Source organism: Nocardia carnea, assembly GCF_029869215.1.
Classification (GTDB): Bacteria; Actinomycetota; Actinomycetes; order Mycobacteriales; family Mycobacteriaceae; genus Nocardia; species Nocardia carnea_B.
On record NZ_JARWPM010000369.1, the window covers coordinates 65,344 to 82,553 of the forward strand.

Sequence of the window (17,210 nt, forward strand, 5' to 3'; positions counted from 1 at the left end):
CACGATGCGCCGACGGGCCCGCCGGCTGTGTCCCGAGCCAGGGGCAACAGCACGGCGAGTCGGTCGGGCGCATGAGCTCCCGGCGTGCGGCAGTAGGGTCGACGATGGTCACGCCGCCGCCCAAGTCCGCCTGCCGGTACGCTCGGCCGCTCATACTTCCACGCGCGCAGCCCTACTCGACGGCCGCGCGCTAGGACGGCACCTGACGTCGGGCCGGGGTGATTCGCGGAGCGAGGGACTGCCGGGGAACTATCCGCGGTCCGCGTTCGCCGGCCGCTCGACCGGCCCGTCGTCCCGGCCCGAACTCCGGATGACGGCACCGTCATGGATATGCAGGACCGAATCGGCCGCTTGTACCGTCGCGTCGTCGAGCGGAAAGTAGCCATGGGCGGGTGTGTGGTCGGTTCGCCGAGCTGCGGCCGGAAGCTCGCCGGGCACGATGAAATCCCGGCCGGTGACCCTGCTCTGCAGGAAGCTCTCGTAGGTGCCGGTCGCGGGTTCCGGCAGTCCGATGGACTCGTCCCGGCCCAGGCTGCCGATGATCACGGAGTACCGTGAACCCACCATCGAGCCGACGATCGCGCCCGCGCTGTACCAGTCGAGGTTCATATCGCCCATTCGCATACGACTCGGATTGCGTTGCAGGTGCAGGTTGTGGGCGAAGACCAGCGTCGCGCCGCGCCCGGACTCGAGGCGCCGGATATCCAGCAGGTTCTGGGCCATCAGCGCGTCGCGGGTGGCGCACATCCGGGTCCACCGCACTTCCTGCTCGGCCTGCCACGCCGCCTGCTTGTGGTACGTCAGCAGGCCGAGGCCGGCCCGGAGGTGGGTTTCGGCCCGGAACCAGTCGGCGCGCGAGGTTGTCGCGATCAGCTCCGGCGCCCGGGTGTGGAGGTCGATGAGCATCTCCTCGGCGCACCCACGCAGAGTTTCCGCCGCGGAGCTCGCGCCGGGTGATTCGGCCGGGTCCATCACCGCCTCGGTGCGGTGCCAGCGACCGTCCGGGCCGGCGAGCCCGGCCAGATCGCGGTCGAGGTTCAGGTAGTCGCGCACGTATTCGAGGTACCGGCGTGGGCTGGGTGCGCTCATGGTTTCGAGCGGCGCGTCGAATCCGTGGAACGCCAGCCGTTCCTCGGCGGGACGGCTTTCGTTGTACTCCCGCATCCACGCGACCAACTGCCGGTTGGCGTCCAGCTCACCGAAACCGTGCGAAAAGCCCACCGCCATCACGGATTCGAGGGTCCCGGTACCGTGCCGGACGTAATCGTCGACCGCCAGCGCGGCCACCCGATCGGTTTCGAGCGCGATGGACCGGAAGCGGCCGGCCAGCTCGGCGAACAGGTCGTTGCGGGTCCAGGCGAAGGCAGGTTCCAGGTGGGTCGGTTCCCCGAATCCCAGCAATTCGGCAGTGCCGAGTCCGAGGGTCCGTGTATCGAAGGTCATTTCTTGAATCGTATCTTTGAAGCCCCGGTTGATACTTTCCGAACAGTCACGCCAGGGCGATCGACAGGAGTCTCAAACCGATGTGCGCCCTCCGTCCGGCCGACCTCGCCCGCGAGCACGGCCTCTCGACCCAGGCCGTCCGGAACTACGAACGCGACGGCTTCCTCCCCGGCGCCGAACGTACCGCCACCGGCTACCGCATCTACACCGACGCGCATGCCGCCGCCCTGCGCGCCTATCTGGCTCTTGTCACCGCCTACGGGCACACCCTCGCCGGCCGCATCATGACCGGTCTGCACGCGGGTGAGCTCGACACCGCCCTGGAACTCATCGACCGCGGCCACCACCAGTTACTCCGTGACCGCGAAACCCTGGACGCGGTACGCAAGGCGATCGGTCACCTCACCACCGAACCCCGCAACATCACGGACTCAGCACCGGCCCCCACCGCACGCACCGTGGGCGAACTGGCCCACCACCTCCGCGTCACGCCCGCCACCCTGCGCAAATGGGAAACCGCCGGCATCCTCACCCCTACCCGCGACCCCGCCACCGGATACCGCATCTACCGCGCCCCCGATATCCGCGACGCCGAACTGGCCCACCTGCTCCGCCGCGGCGGCTACCCGCTGTCCCATATCGCCACCGTGGTCGAACAGATCCGCACCGCCGGCGGCACCGAGGCTCTCGCCGCCGCCCTCGGCGAATGGCAACGCAAACTCACCGCACGGGGCGTCGCGATGCTGGAAGCCGCCGGCCTGCTCGGCGCCTACCTGGCCCACCTCCCCCACCCGGCCGCCACGCCGAATCGATGAATCCGGCCGTCCACGGAAACGGCGAGCCGGATCCTCACCGGAGCGGTGCGCGGTCAGCGCGGCCGGGTGCGGCTGCCGCGGGCACTCAGCGCGCGGATCGGCCCGATCAGCGCCCGGTAGACCGGACGCACGACCCGGCCGGGGAGGTAACGGTGGCGTTCCTCGTGCCACACCCGCGCTCGCGGATGCGAAGCAAGCGGCGACCAGCGGTCGGGCACCGGAGGTTCCGACGTATGGCATTCGATACGGCAGAGGTGTTTCGTATTGACGTAGCCATACTGACCAGGACTGACCAGCCGCACCGGTGTGCCGTGATCGCTGTCGAGCGGCCGTCCGTCGAGGCGGTCCGCGATGAGCACATCCTCGGCCATGACGTCGTCGATCGCTGCGACGGACCGATAGCCGTCGAGACCTTCGAAAATGAGATAACCGATCACCGCGCCGGGTTCGAGTAGCGGCTCGACCTGCATTCGATAGAACGTCTCGAACGGAACCCCTTCCCAACGCAGCCCAGTCGCCGACCACCCCGCGACACAGTGGAAATCGGTGACGATCTCCCGCCTCGGCATGGTGGCGAGATCGGCCACCGGCAACATGCGCGGCGCGGTCAGGGCGCCGGCGAGTTCGATCACCGGATTATCGGGGACCGCCGGCGGCGGATGATGCAGATGGGTGCCGAAGCGCGGGAATCCCTCGACGGCACGCTGCCCCGGTGGGAGTGCCATACCGACCTCCTGTAGTTATACGGCCCCGTATAACTACTGCAGCGTACTGGCCGATCCATATCCTGCGCAGCAAGAAAGCTCACACCGTGCGCCAACCCACACCCCGGGATCTCGAACGGCGTCGAGGAACTGCCCCGCCAGGCGGTCGCGACCACCGAGTCGTCGACCGACCTGATGACCCCGACGAGCTGGGTCGTCTGCTCAGGTGCGGAGAATTGCGTCGGGCCCTGCGGCGCGGCGTCGGTGAACGGCGCCTCGCACAGCAACTTCGGACGATCCTGTCGAACCCCGCCCCTGAAAGACCTCGGCCCGAGGCCGCGAGCTCAGGCGCGCAGGAGTGTGATGAGCCGCCCGGCGGGAGAGGTGACCTCGCTGAGCCGGGTGCGTTCGGTGATGGGTGCGGCTTTCTCGCAGCAGTCGAAGATCGCCAGGACTCCCGTGTCGAGTTCCAGGCGGTCCAGGTAGGCGTCGAGCTGGGTCAGACCCTTGACGAGAGGGTCACCTTCTTTGTCTGCTCGGCGTTTCAGCTCGAAGGCGAGGCGTTGCTCGGCACGGACCCCGCCGGGGCCGGTGTAGGGCTGGCGGATGAGCAGGTCGATACGACCGGCGCCGACACCGTATTCACGGGCAATGTAGCCGCCACCGTTGACGATGCGGTGCAGGAACGCCATGAGCACCAGTTGCGGGGCGACTTCGTGATAGCTGTGCCCGGACGCGAGGAATTCGCCGTTCTCCTTCCAGAACGAGGTAAAGGCGGTGAGCAATTCGGTTACGTCGAGGCGGCCGTCGTCGAGCCGGAACCGGGCGGGTTCATCGGTGACGTTGTCCTCGATGCTCGAGCCGAGGACGCGGACGATGACCTCGTTGTAGATGGGATTCGCGATGCGCACCGGGCTGTCGGGAGCGATGAGGCCGAGGTCGGCGACGTAGGAGCGGGCGGCATTGAAGTCGAGGGCGCTGTCGAGGTTGTTTCCGGCGAGCAGGGGTTCGATCACCTTCTTGACCCTGGGTTCGTCGAGCTTGGCGACCAGGGAGTCCAGGTGGGTGGCGCGGGCGACGATCAGGCGTTCTTTGGCTCGGTCGATGTGGTCGTCGGTGATAGTCGTCCCGATGCGCATATTGTCGACGACTTCGGCGGCGAGGGCGTTGACGAGCCAGGGCTGGCCCTGGGTGTAGTAGTAGGCGAGGTCTATTGCCCGAGGGCTGAATTCCTGCCCGGTGTCCGCAGTGTGCTGGGCGTACAGGGCGCCGACCTCGTCGCGGTCGAAATCCCCGATGCGGATGGAGTCGACTTTGATATTGAACGGGCTGGCACTGCCCAAACGGGACGGATCGCCGCCGGCCGCGGCCTTGTAGTCGCGGACATCCCGCAGCCCGCACAGCACGATCGAATGCACGAATCCGCGGCGATTCGTGGTGTAGCCGGTGCGCAGCTGGCGGAGCACGCTGATCAGGCTTTCGCCACGCAGGGAGTCGATCTCGTCGAAGAACAGCACCAGCGGTTTCGGGCATCGCTCGGCCCACGCGGTGAGTGCCGAAAGCAGCGCATATCCGGGTTCGGCCGCCGGCCACGGCACCGGTGGTAGCTCGTCGGCAGGGAGCCCCATGATCCTGGTCATCTCTCGGATGTGTCCGAGCAGCGCACGCTCCGCGGAACCGACGTCGTCCCCGAACGTGCTCCCCGGTTCGCAGCTGAAATGCAGTGCCGTGTAGTTCCCTTCGATGGTGAGCTCATGTGCGAGTTCGATAAGGGTGGTGGTCTTGCCGGTCTGGCGCGGCGCGTGCACCACGAAATACTGGCCGCGGGTAATATGCCGGCGAGCATCCGGAAGCCGTTCGCTCGCAGGCAACATATAGTGCAGCTCCGCATCGCACGGCCCGGTGGTGTTGAAGTACCTCACAAGCCCTCCCGTTTCGCCGCCCGAGCCCGCGGTGAGCTCATTCGCGCAGCATACCGGGTGTTCAGCACCACCCTGTGCGAGGATTTCCCTGGCCGTCGGTGGCGGCCCGCCGGGAATCCTGCAGTTATTCGAAGTAGTCCTCATCAACCTCGACGACGGTGAAGGCTTGCCGCGTCTGGACGGCGACACCGTAGCGGATCATGAGCTCCGCGAGCCGCCTGCCATCGATGAGGATGATGCGGGTCGCGATGCTCTGCGCGTACTCGCGGGCGCCCGACGTGAACGCGCTCGTGGTGATGAAAACGCCGCGCGCCGCGCCCACACCATGCAGGGCGCCGACGAACGCCTGAATCTCCGGTCGGCCGACCGTATTCCCTTCGGCGTAGCGTTTGGCCTGTACGTAGATCCGTTCGAGACCGAGCGGGTCCTGGTCGATGACGCCATCGACGCCGCCGTCCCCGGAGCCACCGATGCGGGTGGCACGCCCCTCGGTGCCGCCGTAACCCATCGCCACGAGCACATCGAGGACCGACTGCTCCATGAACGCGGGGTCCTGACCGCGCAGCCGCGCAAGCAGGTCTGCTGCGACCTCGGCGTGGAGGCGTTCGACACCGTGCTCGATCTGCTCGAGCGGGTCGACGTCTTCGTCTGCGCCCACAGAGCCTGTCGACGGTGCGACGGTCGACGAGCCCGAGCGCAACGGCGTGTGGTCTCGGTATTCCGGCAGCGCTTTCAGGGTCTTCTCGGTGATCCCGTCCGGATGGGCCTTGAGCAGCGCACGACCCGCGTCGGTGATGACGAACGTCGCGCGAGCGGGTTTGTCCACCAGCTTCGCGCGGTACAGCCCGCTGAGCGCCCACCCGATCCGGTTGTCAGCACGCCCCTGCCCCGACGGCAGCACCTCGGCCCGCTGTTCCTCCGACAGCCCGACATGGTCCTCCACCGCCACGTGCAGGTCCCGCTTACGCCAGACCTTGCCATCGGTAAGCACCTCCAGCACCGGGGTGAGAAAGCCCGACCACACCGGCATCGCTGACACCGGCGCGGTCACAGCTCACCTTCGAACGCGCGAGATTGGAGAGCTGCCAAGAAAGAATCGAGTTCGGCAAGGGCGGTGCGATGGCACTCTGCTATCGACGCGATCCCGGCCTTCCGCCTCCCGAACTCATGTTGGTGGTCAAGGCCAGGTGGGGGATACAGCAGGTACGTAATCCGCTCCATCCCCTCGAGGGGATGGGAGGTGCCACCCGCCCAGAAATAACGAACGCTCACGGCCGATCCAGCTCCTCCACTTGGACCACCCACTGAGCGGGATATGAGCTTCCGTATGCTGCTGGATCGACTTCCTGGGATAAGCTGCGTCAGGCCTGAGAACCTTACCGTCCGTGTGCACGACGGCATGGTCTACACGCAGGTGCGTCCTCTGGCTACTCAGCGGCATTGTCGGTGCTGCCGTAAAACCAGAGGTATCCGCCTTTCCTGGCTGCGATCATAGCCACTGTTCGAAGTTCTTGAATGTGCTGTGAACCGGAATTTTCGACGGATTGCCAAGCCCCCAGTTCGTCGATAATAGCGTTGAGTTGGTACTCGTTGAACATGGTATCTGCCGCTGGGTCTACACCCCACAGTGGACTTTTCGGGCTTGCCTGTACACACAGATTTTCGATGAAACCGTTCGAGTCCTGAATCGCGTCGGTAATGGGTCGGTGCAGCCGGTTCTGGGCGATGATTCTCAGTGTCATCAATCGATCCTCCGCGAAAGGTTCCGGTGTCTAGGGGTCATGGAGTCGGCTCGCTTACTCAATCGCCGCTGAACCAGAGATATCCGTTTGCATCGAGCGCAGACTGTGCTGCGGCGCGGAGCATTCCCAAGGGTTGATCGAAGTCGGATGAAGATCTCGGGAATCGGTCGATCTCGTCGATCAGCAGCATGATCTGCTTCCCGTTGAACATTGTGTCCGAATGCTTGGATATGCACCTCAGCAATGTTCCGTCGGCAGCGGCGTCCCTGATTTGTGGGATCTCGTCGCGGTTGTCTCCATAGCTGGATATGTCGTTGTGCTCCGAAGACCGTACATGGACAGATATCGACATCGGATTCTCCTATCTACGGTATCGGGCGCATGGTCCGGACGGGTCTCCACTTGCCCTGGACCACGACATTGCGTTTCGTAGGCATCCCGGCATCAATATAGTCCACCTTAGACAGACCGGCTTATTGCAGTTCCTAGCACCTTTTCCCATTCACGGAACCCTTTGCCGGAAATTGGCGCAATTGAGGCTAAGGCTGTTGGACCTGGATATTCGTTGCCCCGTTGGAGTTGAACCATTCCTCTAGTTCGAGTCCATTGAGCAGCATCGGCGTTTCCTCGCCTACATCAACGGGGCCGATGACCAGGCCTTCGGCCTCCTCGACGCGAGCACCCGCGATTCGTGCGCGAGAGAGCCTGGTACGTTCGAACGCACAGCCGCTGAAGTCAACTGCGCGAAGATTTGCCCCTGAGAACGTCGCTCGCTGTAGCCGAGCTCCTTGGAAATCCGCGCCTACAAATTCGGCGGACGAAAGGTCGGCACGCTGCAGGTCCGCGTTACGGAAAACTGCATGCACGGCCCGGCAGCCGCGCGCTCGGACCTTGCGGAGGTCTGCACGACTCAGGTTCGCCCGGCTGAGGTCGGCGCTCGTCAGCCAAGCTGTATACAGGTCGGTTTCGACCAGGCCCACATCGGTCAGGATCGCTTCACTCAGCTCTGCACCGAGTAGATCCAGGCCGGACAGATCTGCTCCAGTGAAATCGAGTCCGGACCCGCTGAGCAGTGTCGATGGCATGCTTTCGGCCGCGGGGTCAGCAGGCAGGGCTGAAAGATAGTCGGCCAGAGCTTGGCTAGCCGCCTGGTTCACGGGCCATTTACGAACCTCCGCGACGGTGCGGCCGTAGGTGGTCGCCATTTCTACCAAAGCACCTTTCCTTGCCATTCGGGATGACTCTCTACAAGCTGCCTCAGACGAGCCTTCCTAGCCTCGGTCATGCCACTCTGGTCGATCATTACACCCTCTCCGTCCGCAAGCGAGTCCTCGATCATTTCAATGAATTCATCGTCTGTTTGCGGGTTGGGTATCGGCTTACCTGCGACATCGGCCGGTCGATAATCGGGAATGACGTCCGGCGAGCTCTTGACATCCCAGTGGATACCCGAATCTGTATCGACGAACTCGCCGGTGTCTTCTCCGTTGGGACCTGGATGTGCACGCTCGAGCGGACCGACTCTCCCCGCGTTCTCATTGGATAAGCCGACCTCAGCCTCACGCCTCGACTGTGGACTGACCTTCCCGTTCTTCGCTGGGTCCTGCGCGAGTTCCTCCACGCGCTTGGCATATTCAGGTGTACCTGGGGTATTGCTCGGATTCGAAGGAACGGTCGCACCATCGTCTGCGGCGATATGGACGGCCATGGCGGCGATGGAGGCGACGGCGGCGTTGATGGCGTTGTTGGTGAGGTCGGGGATGGCGGTGAAGCCGCCGGAGGCGGTGCCGGCTACGACGACGGCGCCGAAGATGGCTACGAGGCGGCTGATCGAGACGGCGTTCTTGATGATGCCGGCGGTGGTGGCGACGATTTCGGCGGTGACGACGGCGCCGCCGCCCGCGGCGGCGGGGGCGGCCAGTCCTGCGGAGGCGACGGCGGCGATTGCGACGATGGCGACGGTGATACCGATGGCGGCAGCGATTTCCTTGCCGGCGTCGGCGACCGCGGCTTGGATGTCGTTGCGCATTTCCTGAAGTGCGTCGTGGTGTTCGCCGACGGGGGTGACCAGGGCTTTGGATGCTTGGGCCAGCATGTCTGCGGCCTGGGTCAAGGTGTTGAGTTTGGCTTCGATCTCACCGATGTTCGGGTCGGTGTTGCCGGTGAAGGCGGCGTTGACGCCCCTGATCCGGTCGGCGGCGCCGGTTATGGTGGTGTGGTCGGCGAAGGTTTGCCAGGCGTCTCTGGCTTTGCCGAGGCGGCCGACGTCGCCGTTGGGTATGCGCCCCACCTGTGCGAGAAGTCCCGCGACTGCGCCTTCGTCGAGGCCGGGGCCGTTGTCACCTTTGGCGTTGGTAGGTAGCGCCAGCCCGGAGTCGTAGAGGGGTTCGGAGGCGGTGGGACGGTCGGGTTCTGGTCCACTGGCTTTGGCGCGGTTGGAGTGCCACCAGTTGTAGCCGTTTGCGGCCAGGACGTCGCCGAAGCGTTGCAGCGCGTTCGCCAGGGTCGCGGCGAGAGTGATGATGTCGGCGGTGTGTTTGTTGTAGGTGGTGGTCCAGGCTTCGGAGTCCTTGTGGTCGCCGGCCATACCGCCGCATTCGTGCGTCAGCGTGTGCAGTAGTGGTCCCAGGGCGAGGGAGATGTCGCCGGCCAGGAGGTGGCATTTCTCGGCGGCGGCGTAGTACATGCCCGAGTCGATCACCCAGGTCATCGGTTATCCGCCTTCGAGCATCTTCTTGTTGACCTGGGCGGCGGTGGTGTAGCGGGTGTGGGCGGTGCGGGCGGCGTCGCTGATATCGGCCAGGCCGGTGGCGAACTCGCGGGCGCCGGTCGACCACAGGCGGTGGGCGTCGCGGTAGGCGTTGGCGGCCAGGGTTTCCCAGGCGCCGTCGAGGGTGGCGACTTTGTCGTCGATGAGGTCGAGTTGTTCGGTGAGGTAGCCGGCGAGGTTCGACAGGCGGGCGATGAGGTTGTCGAGGCGTTCGATATCGACGGCGAATTCGGTGCTCATAGGTTCAGGCTGGGGTATTGCTGGGAGTTGGCATCATCGGTGGCCTGGTAGCTGCCGGCTTGGACGCCGAGTTCGGCGGCCATACCGTCGAGCGCTTGCAGGATCTTGATGCCGCCGTCGCGTAGTTCGGTCCAGCCACCGGAGAACTCGTTCGCCGCGTCACCACGCCATCCGTCGGAGAGCAGGGCATCGACGTCCGTGCTCGCCGAATCCAGACCCGACCGCAGGTTCCGCGCGATATCGGCCACGAACTGCCCGACTGCCCGAACCTGTTCCGGCACAACAGTGACATCACCGGCAGGGTTCGGATTCCCCCCTGAATCAACCATGAGCACGAGACTATCAGGATATCGGCCAACTGCCGGATGAGGTTTCAGCCGCAATGCCCGTCCGGTTAACCGGCTCCACGTCGGAGTTCCGTCAAGAGTCTGCGGTAGGAACGTTTCATGTTGCGAACGGATGCCGACATGCCATGGTTGCCCGACCCTGTGGTCGGGCAACCGGACACACGGAACCTCTCGCGGGCCTATCTGATTCCGGTCTTCACCGGAATCCGCCGGCGGCAACGTCCGCGACGAATCCGTCCCAATCGGCGGGGTCGAAGCTCAACGCCGGGCCGGTCGGGTTCTTCGAGTCACGAACACCGACCGTCCCACCGTCCAGGAACGCGACCTCGACACAATTCTGCTGACCGGAGCTGCGGCTGCTCTTGAACCATTGCGCACTGGCTAGGTCGGTCATTGTTCCCACTCCTTGCGTGCCTCGCGAACCAGGTCTCTGGACTCGTCGACTGAATACGCTACTCGCCGTAGCCGTTCCATAGCCCGCGTATACATCGCGACATCGGAACCTCCTTCGATGTAGACCCTGCCGAAATAGCCCTCCGCGTATGCCACCGCAGGTTGGCGCATCCGCGATGTCGGCATGGGTGGCAGAGAGAACACGACGAAAGGCCCGGCGATAAGCCCGAGCGGGTCCTTGGCGTCCCGCCGCACGACCCGCATCGTCACGCTCGGCAGTCGCGATGCGTCCAGCAGGTGCGACAACTGATCCGCGAAGACGCCGGGGCCACCGATTCCCGAATGGAGTGCGGGTTCGGCAATCAACGCTTCGAGTTGAAAGTCCGGTTCGCCCAATCGTTCCTGCCGCAGACCGACAACTTCAAGGGACAGTTCCACCTCGTCGGGCGGCATATCCCGGAATTCGGACCAGAGCAGCGCGCGGCGATATTCCTTTGTTTGCAGCAGGCCAGGAATCAACACGGTCTCCCAGGTCGATATGCCAGTCGCGGACTCTTCCAAACCGATGAAGTGGTTGAAGGTTTCGGGCACCGCCGAGGCATATGCCTGCCACCAGCCGCCGTCAGAGCCCATTGACTGTCGGATTTCCCGAGCCAGATCGAGGACCGTTCTCCGCTCCTCATCGGTACTGCAAAATGCATTGCACAAGGCATTCATGGCCATATCCGTGACCTTGGTCTTGAGGCCGTCCTCCAGCCGGCCGTAGGTCTGCGGTGAAGTCTCGGCGGCGCGCGCGGCGCCGGCTTGTGTCATTTCGGCCCTGAGGCGCATCTTTCGCAGCTGCCGCCCCAACGCCCGGCGGGGGAGCATGGACCCACTACCCACGATATTTACCCTCGCTAACTGGATGGTGTCTATATGGAAGGCGCCGTGGTGGAAAAGTCGTCGCACCATAGCATTTCCCCGGTGATGGAGCGGCGGAACGCGGCGCCGGTCCGATCTACTGGAGAAGCGCCCGGTTCAGGTCGTTCCTCGACTCACCTTCGAGAAACGTCACCACCGCAGCATCGAAAACTGTTGCGGCAGGGTCCGGCACCGTCCATGTGCCCCCGCCGGACCCTGTGCCGGGCGTAGGCCAAGACTAACCCCAGGAGCGGAATATGTTGTGCGAATGCGGTTCTGCGATATCGGCTCGGCAGACACCGGGCGCTGTGAACAGACGTCGTGACCGGTACGCACCGGGTACCCGGGGCATTCGCCGTATCCAGCACGCACCACCATCGCTGCGGCCGGTACCGGGCCGCGGCAGTTCAGGCCGGGGCGATCAGTTTCGCCAGCAGTTGTTTGAGCTCCGCGGTCGAGACCGGGTCGATCCGGAAATCCCGGTATTCGTGCCGGTAGACGTAGCGTCCGTCGTCACGGATATCGAACCAGCTGAGATAGCCGGGCGGGAAGGGACGGCTGTCGCCGAGCCCCCGCCGCACCTCGATATGACCGGACCCGGTGCGTGGCGCACGGAGCAGGCGGCGCATCCGGTCGGGGACCTGCGGGGTGGAGCCGATCCACATGCCGTCGGTTTCCCGCATCCGGTCGATATCGTCGACCAACGAGGGCCGTGTCCCTTTCTGAACGTCACCGAGTACGGCATCGACCATCATCGGCACCACCTTGGGGGTCCCGGCACGCAGCACGATAGTGCCGCCGGTTTCCGGGTCGGGCCCGGGACGCTGCACCATGGCGACACCCACCGTGCCGTCGATGGCGGCGTAGGCGCGAATCGGATCGGTCCGCGAACCATAGAGTGCGACAGTCGTTTCCGGAGCGGCAGCCACCCGGAGGGCCGCATCGAGGTCGGGGTCGGAACCCTTCGGGAAGCGGGCGTTCAGTTCGGCGGAAAGCCGGTCGTAGTCGGATTCCCAGCGGGCCGCCGACACCATACTCAGCGGGAACGGGTACCGGTCACGGTCGGTGACTCTCCAGACGTGCATGAACTCATCGGGGGTGAATTCCCATCTCACCGATGACCACCCTGATCTCGCGCGGGTTCGGCTGCCGCCGCATCGTCGCCGATGGTCGGCGGCACCATCGGCTGTTGCGGGCCGAGCAGTTCCTCGCTCCGGTCGATGATCAGGTAATCGGGAATCTTGTGGTCCTGCTCGTCCTCGCCGCGCCCGGCTCCACCCGGGGCCATCATGCCCGGCATACCGCCCATCCCAGCGGGCCGCCCCGCGCGTGCTGCCTGAGCGGCCGTGGTACCGCCGGGGGTGGGTGTGGTTCCCGGCGTACCCGGAACACTGCGGCCGGGCACGGGTGGTGTTCCCGGACGGCCGGGCGAACCGGGGACACTGGGTACTCCGGGGCTCCCGGGGCTTCCCGGACGCGACGGAGTTCCGGGGACCGTGGGTGTACCGGTGGGAGCACCGCGCGGAGTATCGCCCGACGTCGTGGTGGAGGGTGTGGTGGCGGGCTGCTGTCCGGCCGGATTACCGGCAGGCGTTTCGGTGCCGGCGGCGGTGGTCGCCTGCGGATCTTCCGCACCCGGCTGTCCTGGCTGCTCCCCTGCGGGCTGGTTTCCCGGCGATCCCGTGGTGTTTCCGGGCGTGCCCGGGCTGTTGGTGGTGGACGTGCCCGGCGGGTTCGTCCCCGCGGGTCCCTCCCCTGGCGTGTACACCGGGACGAATGTCGGCACGCCCTCTCCGGCCGGCTGGTAGGTCGGCTTGTAAATCGAGTTCATCACCCCGATGGCGACCTGGCGCTGCTCTTCCTGCTGCCGTCCGAAATCGGCCTCCGACGACGGTGCGGCCGCGCCCAACAGGACAGTCGCGACCTGTTCGGCATCGTCGGGCAGCCCCGCAGTGGGCACGGCACGCACGGGCGGTGGCGGCACCGACAGCTGCACCGCGTCCGCGCCAGCCGCCACCGAACCGACCCGATACCCGATCGCCGAAACGGCGCGCTGCAAATTGTCGGCGCCGTCGAAGAACGTTTCCGCTGCGGTTGCCGCAGTGGTGGCGAATTCACCCGAAAAACTTTCGGAGAGTGCGCGATTCAGTGCGAGCCGGGAACCGAGAACTTTGGCCGACAAACCGGTCGCGATTGTCCGCCATGTTTCACCCAATTCGGTGATTGCGCGGACATTCATTGCCCCCACCTTGTCGTAGATCTCCGCATGCGACAAGCCCTCGAAATGCTCCATCGCGGTGATATACGACGGGTCCTGCGAATCATGGGTGATATCGCGTTCGCTGCCAGCGGCACCTTCGCGGCCCTGCTGGGCGAGGGTCTGCGCCTCCTGTACGTCAATAACCCGCTGCGCGTCATCGGTGGCGAGGAACGGAAACGCAGCCTCGGGCTCCTCGCTCATATCAGTTCCCCTCCCCGATTTCGCGCTCGATCAGTGCAGCCGTCTTCTCGATATTTGTGCACGGATCGATACCCCGAGTCCGTCCCTCGAGTCGCAGTAGCTGGTCGACGAAGACCACACCCGCGGCGGTTCGCATGTTGATCGTGCAGGAATCACCTCGGTCCGGTTCCCTGCCGATTGTTGCCTCACGGCCATTTACTGAAATCGGACGCTGCCAGGAACCATTCTTCTCGGTCTCTTCTTCCAGAGTTACGTTTCCCGACATCACTGAGAGCGTGATCTCTTCCGATTCGAATCCACAGACCAGGAAGGTCCATTCCGCGAGCCAATCGTCCCCGCGCTCGCGGGTCGCCGGGTCGAACCCTGCCTCTCGAATCGTTTCGTCACTGATCCAAGTACACGGATCGAACACCACATCCGGCCGGTCCTTGTTGACGTTCCGCCCGTCTTGTGCGGGGGGCTGCAAGCTCGGCTGGGTCAAAGTCGCACGGGCGGGCACGGCAGTGCCGTTTACCGCAGAAGGAGCCGGCGACGAGCCGGCTCCGGCAGGGTCTTCTCCGGATGAACAGGCCGGCACAGCGAACAGTGCTAGCCCGATGATGCCTGCGACATACCGCCTCATTCCGCTACTCCTTCACCCGCCAAAACCAGCGCCCGGCGATTCATGTCATCGGCTTCTTCGAACAGTTGCCCTGCACGCAGGTAGGCCGCAGCCATTTTCAGGGCAGCCTCTTGGAGGCCCAGCAATGCTTCGTGCAGTTTCGTACCCTTTTTCGCGAATCCGTCCTGCAACTCGATCGCGGAACCGAATCCACCGAAGCCCTCGGCTCGGAGGCTGCGTTGGGTCATCGCCAGCTCATCGTCGATGCTTTCCGCGAACCGGACGAACACGTCCGCACATCGCTGCGCCGCCCCCGCTTCCATCCGGAATGTCCCGGCCCCCGCCTGTTCCCACAGTGCGGCAGCCTGCCCCTGCCCGATATCCACCGTTTGCCCGCCCTTCCATACGCCGCCTCACTGTATCGGACGCACCGGCGCCGCTTCTGGTTCCGGCTGCGGCGACCTCGTGGATCCCCGGACACCTGGGCGGACACTGGTACCTACCGGATCGACACAGCTTCCACCGGCGCTCGACGGTGCGCGCCGGACGAGTTCGCCGGCTGCACACTCCCGCACGGCGGGTGCGCCGCCCTACCGACCGAAAGATGATCGTGCTCAGCAGCAGTGAGTCGAGGGGTTGAGGCGTATCCGGGCGGGTATGCCGGTCTCGGCGACGGTTCGGCGCCGCGCGAGGCGGCGCCTGCGCGATTCGGATCGCCGCGATTCCAAAGCCCGGCCGGTTGGCGGTCGGGCCACGGAAACCGGCTATGAGCTGCGCTGGCGCCAGCGACGAGGAAGGAGTTCGCGCGTCGCTGACCGCACCGCGCCCCCTGCGGGACGACTGCCGGTTACTTGTTCGTTGTCAACCTTTTCGTACAGGTTCGCCCCCGGAACCTGCGAACGAAAAGGACCGGACGATGACTTCACCGTGTTGATTCCCGTCTGAATATCCACTGACCGGAGGATCCGCCGATGACCATGTCCGATACGAGGACCACCAGCTCGACGTTGGTGGCCGAAGTGGAGCGAGTGCAGGTCGCGCTCATCCAGGCGGCCCGGCAGTTTCGGATGATGGCCCCAGCGGGGATCAACCAGTCGGCGCGCAGCGCGCTCGCGGCGGTCGTCAAGTTCGGCCCGCTGTCGATGTCCGAACTGGCGGCACACGAGGGCGTGGACCCGGCCGGTATCTCGCGTACGGTCCGGAGACTCGAGGAATCGGGGGATGTCGTGCGCCGCATATCGGCTGCGGATGCCCGCGTCAATCTGATCGAGGTGACCGAATCCGGCAGGGAGCAGTTCCTGCGCAGCCGCAGGCAGCTGACCGAAATCATTCTGGACCGCATCTCCGGACTCACTCCCGAACAGCTGGCAACGATTGTCGCCCTCGGAGAAGGGTTGGAACTCCTGGTGTCGGCGACGGCTCCGCGCCCGGCCGAGCACCTCTTCTCAGATACTCGCGAATCGCGCTGGCACCCACATAGTTCATCGACCGTCCCTTGACCGGCATACACGTATCCCGGGGCCGGTCCACCGGTACAGACCTGCTCGCCGGCGACCACACCCGCGCCGCCGGCCGATCGAACGGAGCCCCTGACTGTGCCGAGTACTGAGCCGACCACCGGAAGGACGAGTCGGACACCACACAACCGACCGCCGGATCCTAGCCGCGGTGGTGGCCGCGTTCGCCTACCTTCGCCCGCGAAGTCCCCGCTCTGGGCGGAGGCCATGACCAAACGCCACCAGGGTCTGGAGCCACGAGGTCGCGTATCGGCCCCTGCCGGGAGTGATCGCGCTACCACTGGCGCTCATCATCCCGCCGGCAGTGGAGTGTGGACAGTGATGGCCGCACGGATGGACAACCCACTGGTCCCGTCACTCGGGGCGATCGCCGAGGAATTGATGGCCCCGCACCGAGTGCCGCCGTACGCTCAGAAGCCGCGCAGGCGGTCCGGGACCACCCGGATCGGCACCGAGTAGTCGGCGCGGAACTGATCGGCGGTCATCGACAGGCCGGCCAGTCCGTCCCGGTACTTCTCCAGGTAGGCCGCGATCTCGTCGGCGTCCGGGCCCAGTTCGAGGCGCGCGGTGCCGCCGAAGACGATGATGTCGCCGCCGGATGCGGTGCCGTTGAAGTGCAGCGCCACCCGGGGGTTGCGGGCGATATTGCGGAGTTTGGGCCGGTCGGGCTCGCTGAAGATCAGGAAGGATTCCCCGTCCCAGCGGAACCAGACCGGGTTCGGCTGCGGGGTGCCGGTGGGGCCCACGGTGGTGAGCCAGACGATCTCCTCCCGGTCCAGCCGTTCGGCCACCCGCGCACCGAATTCCGTTGCCGGATCGAATAGTTCGTTGACCTGCGATGTTGCCATGGGCCGACCTCCAGATCCTCGGGGGCTTCGCCGGAACAACACCCTCGCCCGCACTGCTGTTCCCCGCAAGAGCGGCGACCGGGGCAAAACCGTATGCATTCGATAACAGTGATTTTATAGGTTACTTTTCCGCAAAATTCATCGACGGCGGCGCTCTGCCGTGCGAAGGTTCTACCTGCTCGTCAACTCCCCTGGAAGAAGATGCCATGAGAACCCTCGCCCTCCTCGGCGCGACCGCCCTCGCCTGTGCCACCGCCGGCACGATCGTCGCGGCCCAGCCCGCCGCCGCTCAGCCCGGCGCGAACTGCCACGCCTCGTACGACCCCTGCGTCCCCATCACCAGTGACGTGGACTGCGCGGGCGGCAGCGGGAACGGCCCGGAGTACACCGGCCGCGTTCGAGTGATCGGCCCCGACGAATACGACCTCGACCGCGACGGAAACGGCATCGGCTGCGAAAGCAGCTGACGGGGCGGGGTCTGCTGCCCGGCGCGTGGTCGGCCAT

The 17,210-nt window shown here is 65.3% G+C and carries 20 protein-coding genes; 3 read left to right on the forward strand and 17 right to left on the reverse strand.

The features are described 5' to 3' along the window. Positions 1-249: 249 nt before the first annotated feature. The gene (locus QH276_RS26265; RefSeq protein WP_280398683.1) at positions 250-1,443 is read right to left on the reverse strand and encodes an erythromycin esterase family protein; all 1,194 of its coding nucleotides are present in this window, start codon (positions 1,441-1,443) and stop codon (positions 250-252) included. 80 nt (positions 1,444-1,523) lie between these two features. On the opposite strand from QH276_RS26265, the gene QH276_RS26270 reads away from it, so the two are divergent. Beyond that, complete coding sequence (locus tag QH276_RS26270) at positions 1,524-2,258, forward strand: TioE family transcriptional regulator (protein WP_280398682.1); 735 nt, start codon at positions 1,524-1,526, stop codon at positions 2,256-2,258. A 53-nt stretch (positions 2,259-2,311) separates the two neighbouring features. Here the strand turns inward: QH276_RS26270 and QH276_RS26275 are convergent, their stop codons facing one another. From QH276_RS26275 to QH276_RS26345, 15 genes are all read right to left on the reverse strand, one after another. Next, positions 2,312-2,983, reverse strand: a complete 672-nt coding sequence (locus tag QH276_RS26275) for a molybdopterin-dependent oxidoreductase (RefSeq protein WP_280398681.1) — start codon at positions 2,981-2,983, stop codon at positions 2,312-2,314. A 323-nt stretch (positions 2,984-3,306) separates the two neighbouring features. Further along, complete coding sequence (locus QH276_RS26280; RefSeq protein ID WP_280406933.1) at positions 3,307-4,884, reverse strand: ATP-binding protein; 1,578 nt, start codon at positions 4,882-4,884, stop codon at positions 3,307-3,309. 124 nt (positions 4,885-5,008) lie between these two features. Further along, on the reverse strand, positions 5,009-5,935 hold the full coding sequence (locus QH276_RS26285; protein WP_280398679.1) for a restriction endonuclease: 927 nt from the start codon (positions 5,933-5,935) through the stop codon (positions 5,009-5,011). Between the two features lie 376 nt (positions 5,936-6,311). Then, positions 6,312-6,626, reverse strand: coding sequence for a hypothetical protein (locus tag QH276_RS26290; protein WP_280398678.1), 315 nt, complete (start codon positions 6,624-6,626; stop codon positions 6,312-6,314). 58 nt (positions 6,627-6,684) lie between these two features. After that, the gene (locus QH276_RS26295; protein ID WP_280398677.1) at positions 6,685-6,978 is read right to left on the reverse strand and encodes a hypothetical protein; all 294 of its coding nucleotides are present in this window, start codon (positions 6,976-6,978) and stop codon (positions 6,685-6,687) included. 187 nt (positions 6,979-7,165) lie between these two features. After that, positions 7,166-7,831, reverse strand: a complete 666-nt coding sequence (locus QH276_RS26300; protein ID WP_280398676.1) for a pentapeptide repeat-containing protein — start codon at positions 7,829-7,831, stop codon at positions 7,166-7,168. Positions 7,832-7,833: 2 nt separating this feature from the next. Next, entirely contained in the window at positions 7,834-9,336 is a 1,503-nt protein-coding gene (locus QH276_RS26305) for a hypothetical protein (RefSeq protein ID WP_280398675.1), read from the reverse strand. Between the two features lie 3 nt (positions 9,337-9,339). After that, positions 9,340-9,636: a WXG100 family type VII secretion target gene (locus QH276_RS26310; protein ID WP_280398674.1), complete on the reverse strand. Its 297-nt coding sequence runs from the start codon at positions 9,634-9,636 to the stop codon at positions 9,340-9,342. Next, the gene (locus QH276_RS26315) at positions 9,633-9,965 is read right to left on the reverse strand and encodes a WXG100 family type VII secretion target (protein ID WP_280398673.1); all 333 of its coding nucleotides are present in this window, start codon (positions 9,963-9,965) and stop codon (positions 9,633-9,635) included. Before QH276_RS26315 ends, QH276_RS26310 begins: the two co-directional genes overlap by 4 nt. Positions 9,966-10,179: 214 nt before the next feature. Further along, positions 10,180-10,377, reverse strand: a complete 198-nt coding sequence (locus tag QH276_RS26320; protein WP_280398672.1) for a DUF397 domain-containing protein — start codon at positions 10,375-10,377, stop codon at positions 10,180-10,182. After that, positions 10,374-11,330, reverse strand: coding sequence for a helix-turn-helix domain-containing protein (locus QH276_RS26325; protein ID WP_280398671.1), 957 nt, complete (start codon positions 11,328-11,330; stop codon positions 10,374-10,376). The genes QH276_RS26320 and QH276_RS26325 overlap by 4 nt, the downstream gene beginning before the upstream one ends. Before the next feature lie 356 nt (positions 11,331-11,686). Beyond that, positions 11,687-12,394 carry an ESX secretion-associated protein EspG gene (locus tag QH276_RS26330; RefSeq protein ID WP_280398670.1) on the reverse strand — a complete coding sequence of 236 codons (708 nt, stop codon included), beginning with the start codon at positions 12,392-12,394 and terminating at the stop codon, positions 11,687-11,689. Next, positions 12,391-13,740, reverse strand: coding sequence for a hypothetical protein (locus QH276_RS26335; RefSeq protein WP_280398669.1), 1,350 nt, complete (start codon positions 13,738-13,740; stop codon positions 12,391-12,393). Before QH276_RS26335 ends, QH276_RS26330 begins: the two co-directional genes overlap by 4 nt. A 1-nt stretch (position 13,741) precedes the next feature. Next, a complete protein-coding gene (locus QH276_RS26340) occupies positions 13,742-14,362 on the reverse strand; it encodes a DUF3558 domain-containing protein (protein WP_280398668.1) in 621 nt (206 codons plus the stop codon). Beyond that, a complete protein-coding gene (locus tag QH276_RS26345) occupies positions 14,359-14,727 on the reverse strand; it encodes a hypothetical protein (protein WP_280398667.1) in 369 nt (122 codons plus the stop codon). Before QH276_RS26345 ends, QH276_RS26340 begins: the two co-directional genes overlap by 4 nt. Before the next feature lie 585 nt (positions 14,728-15,312). On the opposite strand from QH276_RS26345, the gene QH276_RS26350 reads away from it, so the two are divergent. Then, complete coding sequence (locus QH276_RS26350) at positions 15,313-15,840, forward strand: MarR family winged helix-turn-helix transcriptional regulator (protein ID WP_280398666.1); 528 nt, start codon at positions 15,313-15,315, stop codon at positions 15,838-15,840. Between the two features lie 428 nt (positions 15,841-16,268). Here QH276_RS26350 and QH276_RS26355 read toward each other — a convergent pair whose 3' ends face one another. Next, positions 16,269-16,706 carry a TIGR03667 family PPOX class F420-dependent oxidoreductase gene (locus QH276_RS26355; RefSeq protein WP_280398665.1) on the reverse strand — a complete coding sequence of 146 codons (438 nt, stop codon included), beginning with the start codon at positions 16,704-16,706 and terminating at the stop codon, positions 16,269-16,271. A gap of 206 nt (positions 16,707-16,912) precedes the next feature. Between QH276_RS26355 and QH276_RS26360 the strand changes: the two genes are divergently transcribed. Then, positions 16,913-17,173 carry a hypothetical protein gene (locus QH276_RS26360; RefSeq protein WP_280398664.1) on the forward strand — a complete coding sequence of 87 codons (261 nt, stop codon included), beginning with the start codon at positions 16,913-16,915 and terminating at the stop codon, positions 17,171-17,173. Positions 17,174-17,210: the final 37 nt, after the last annotated feature.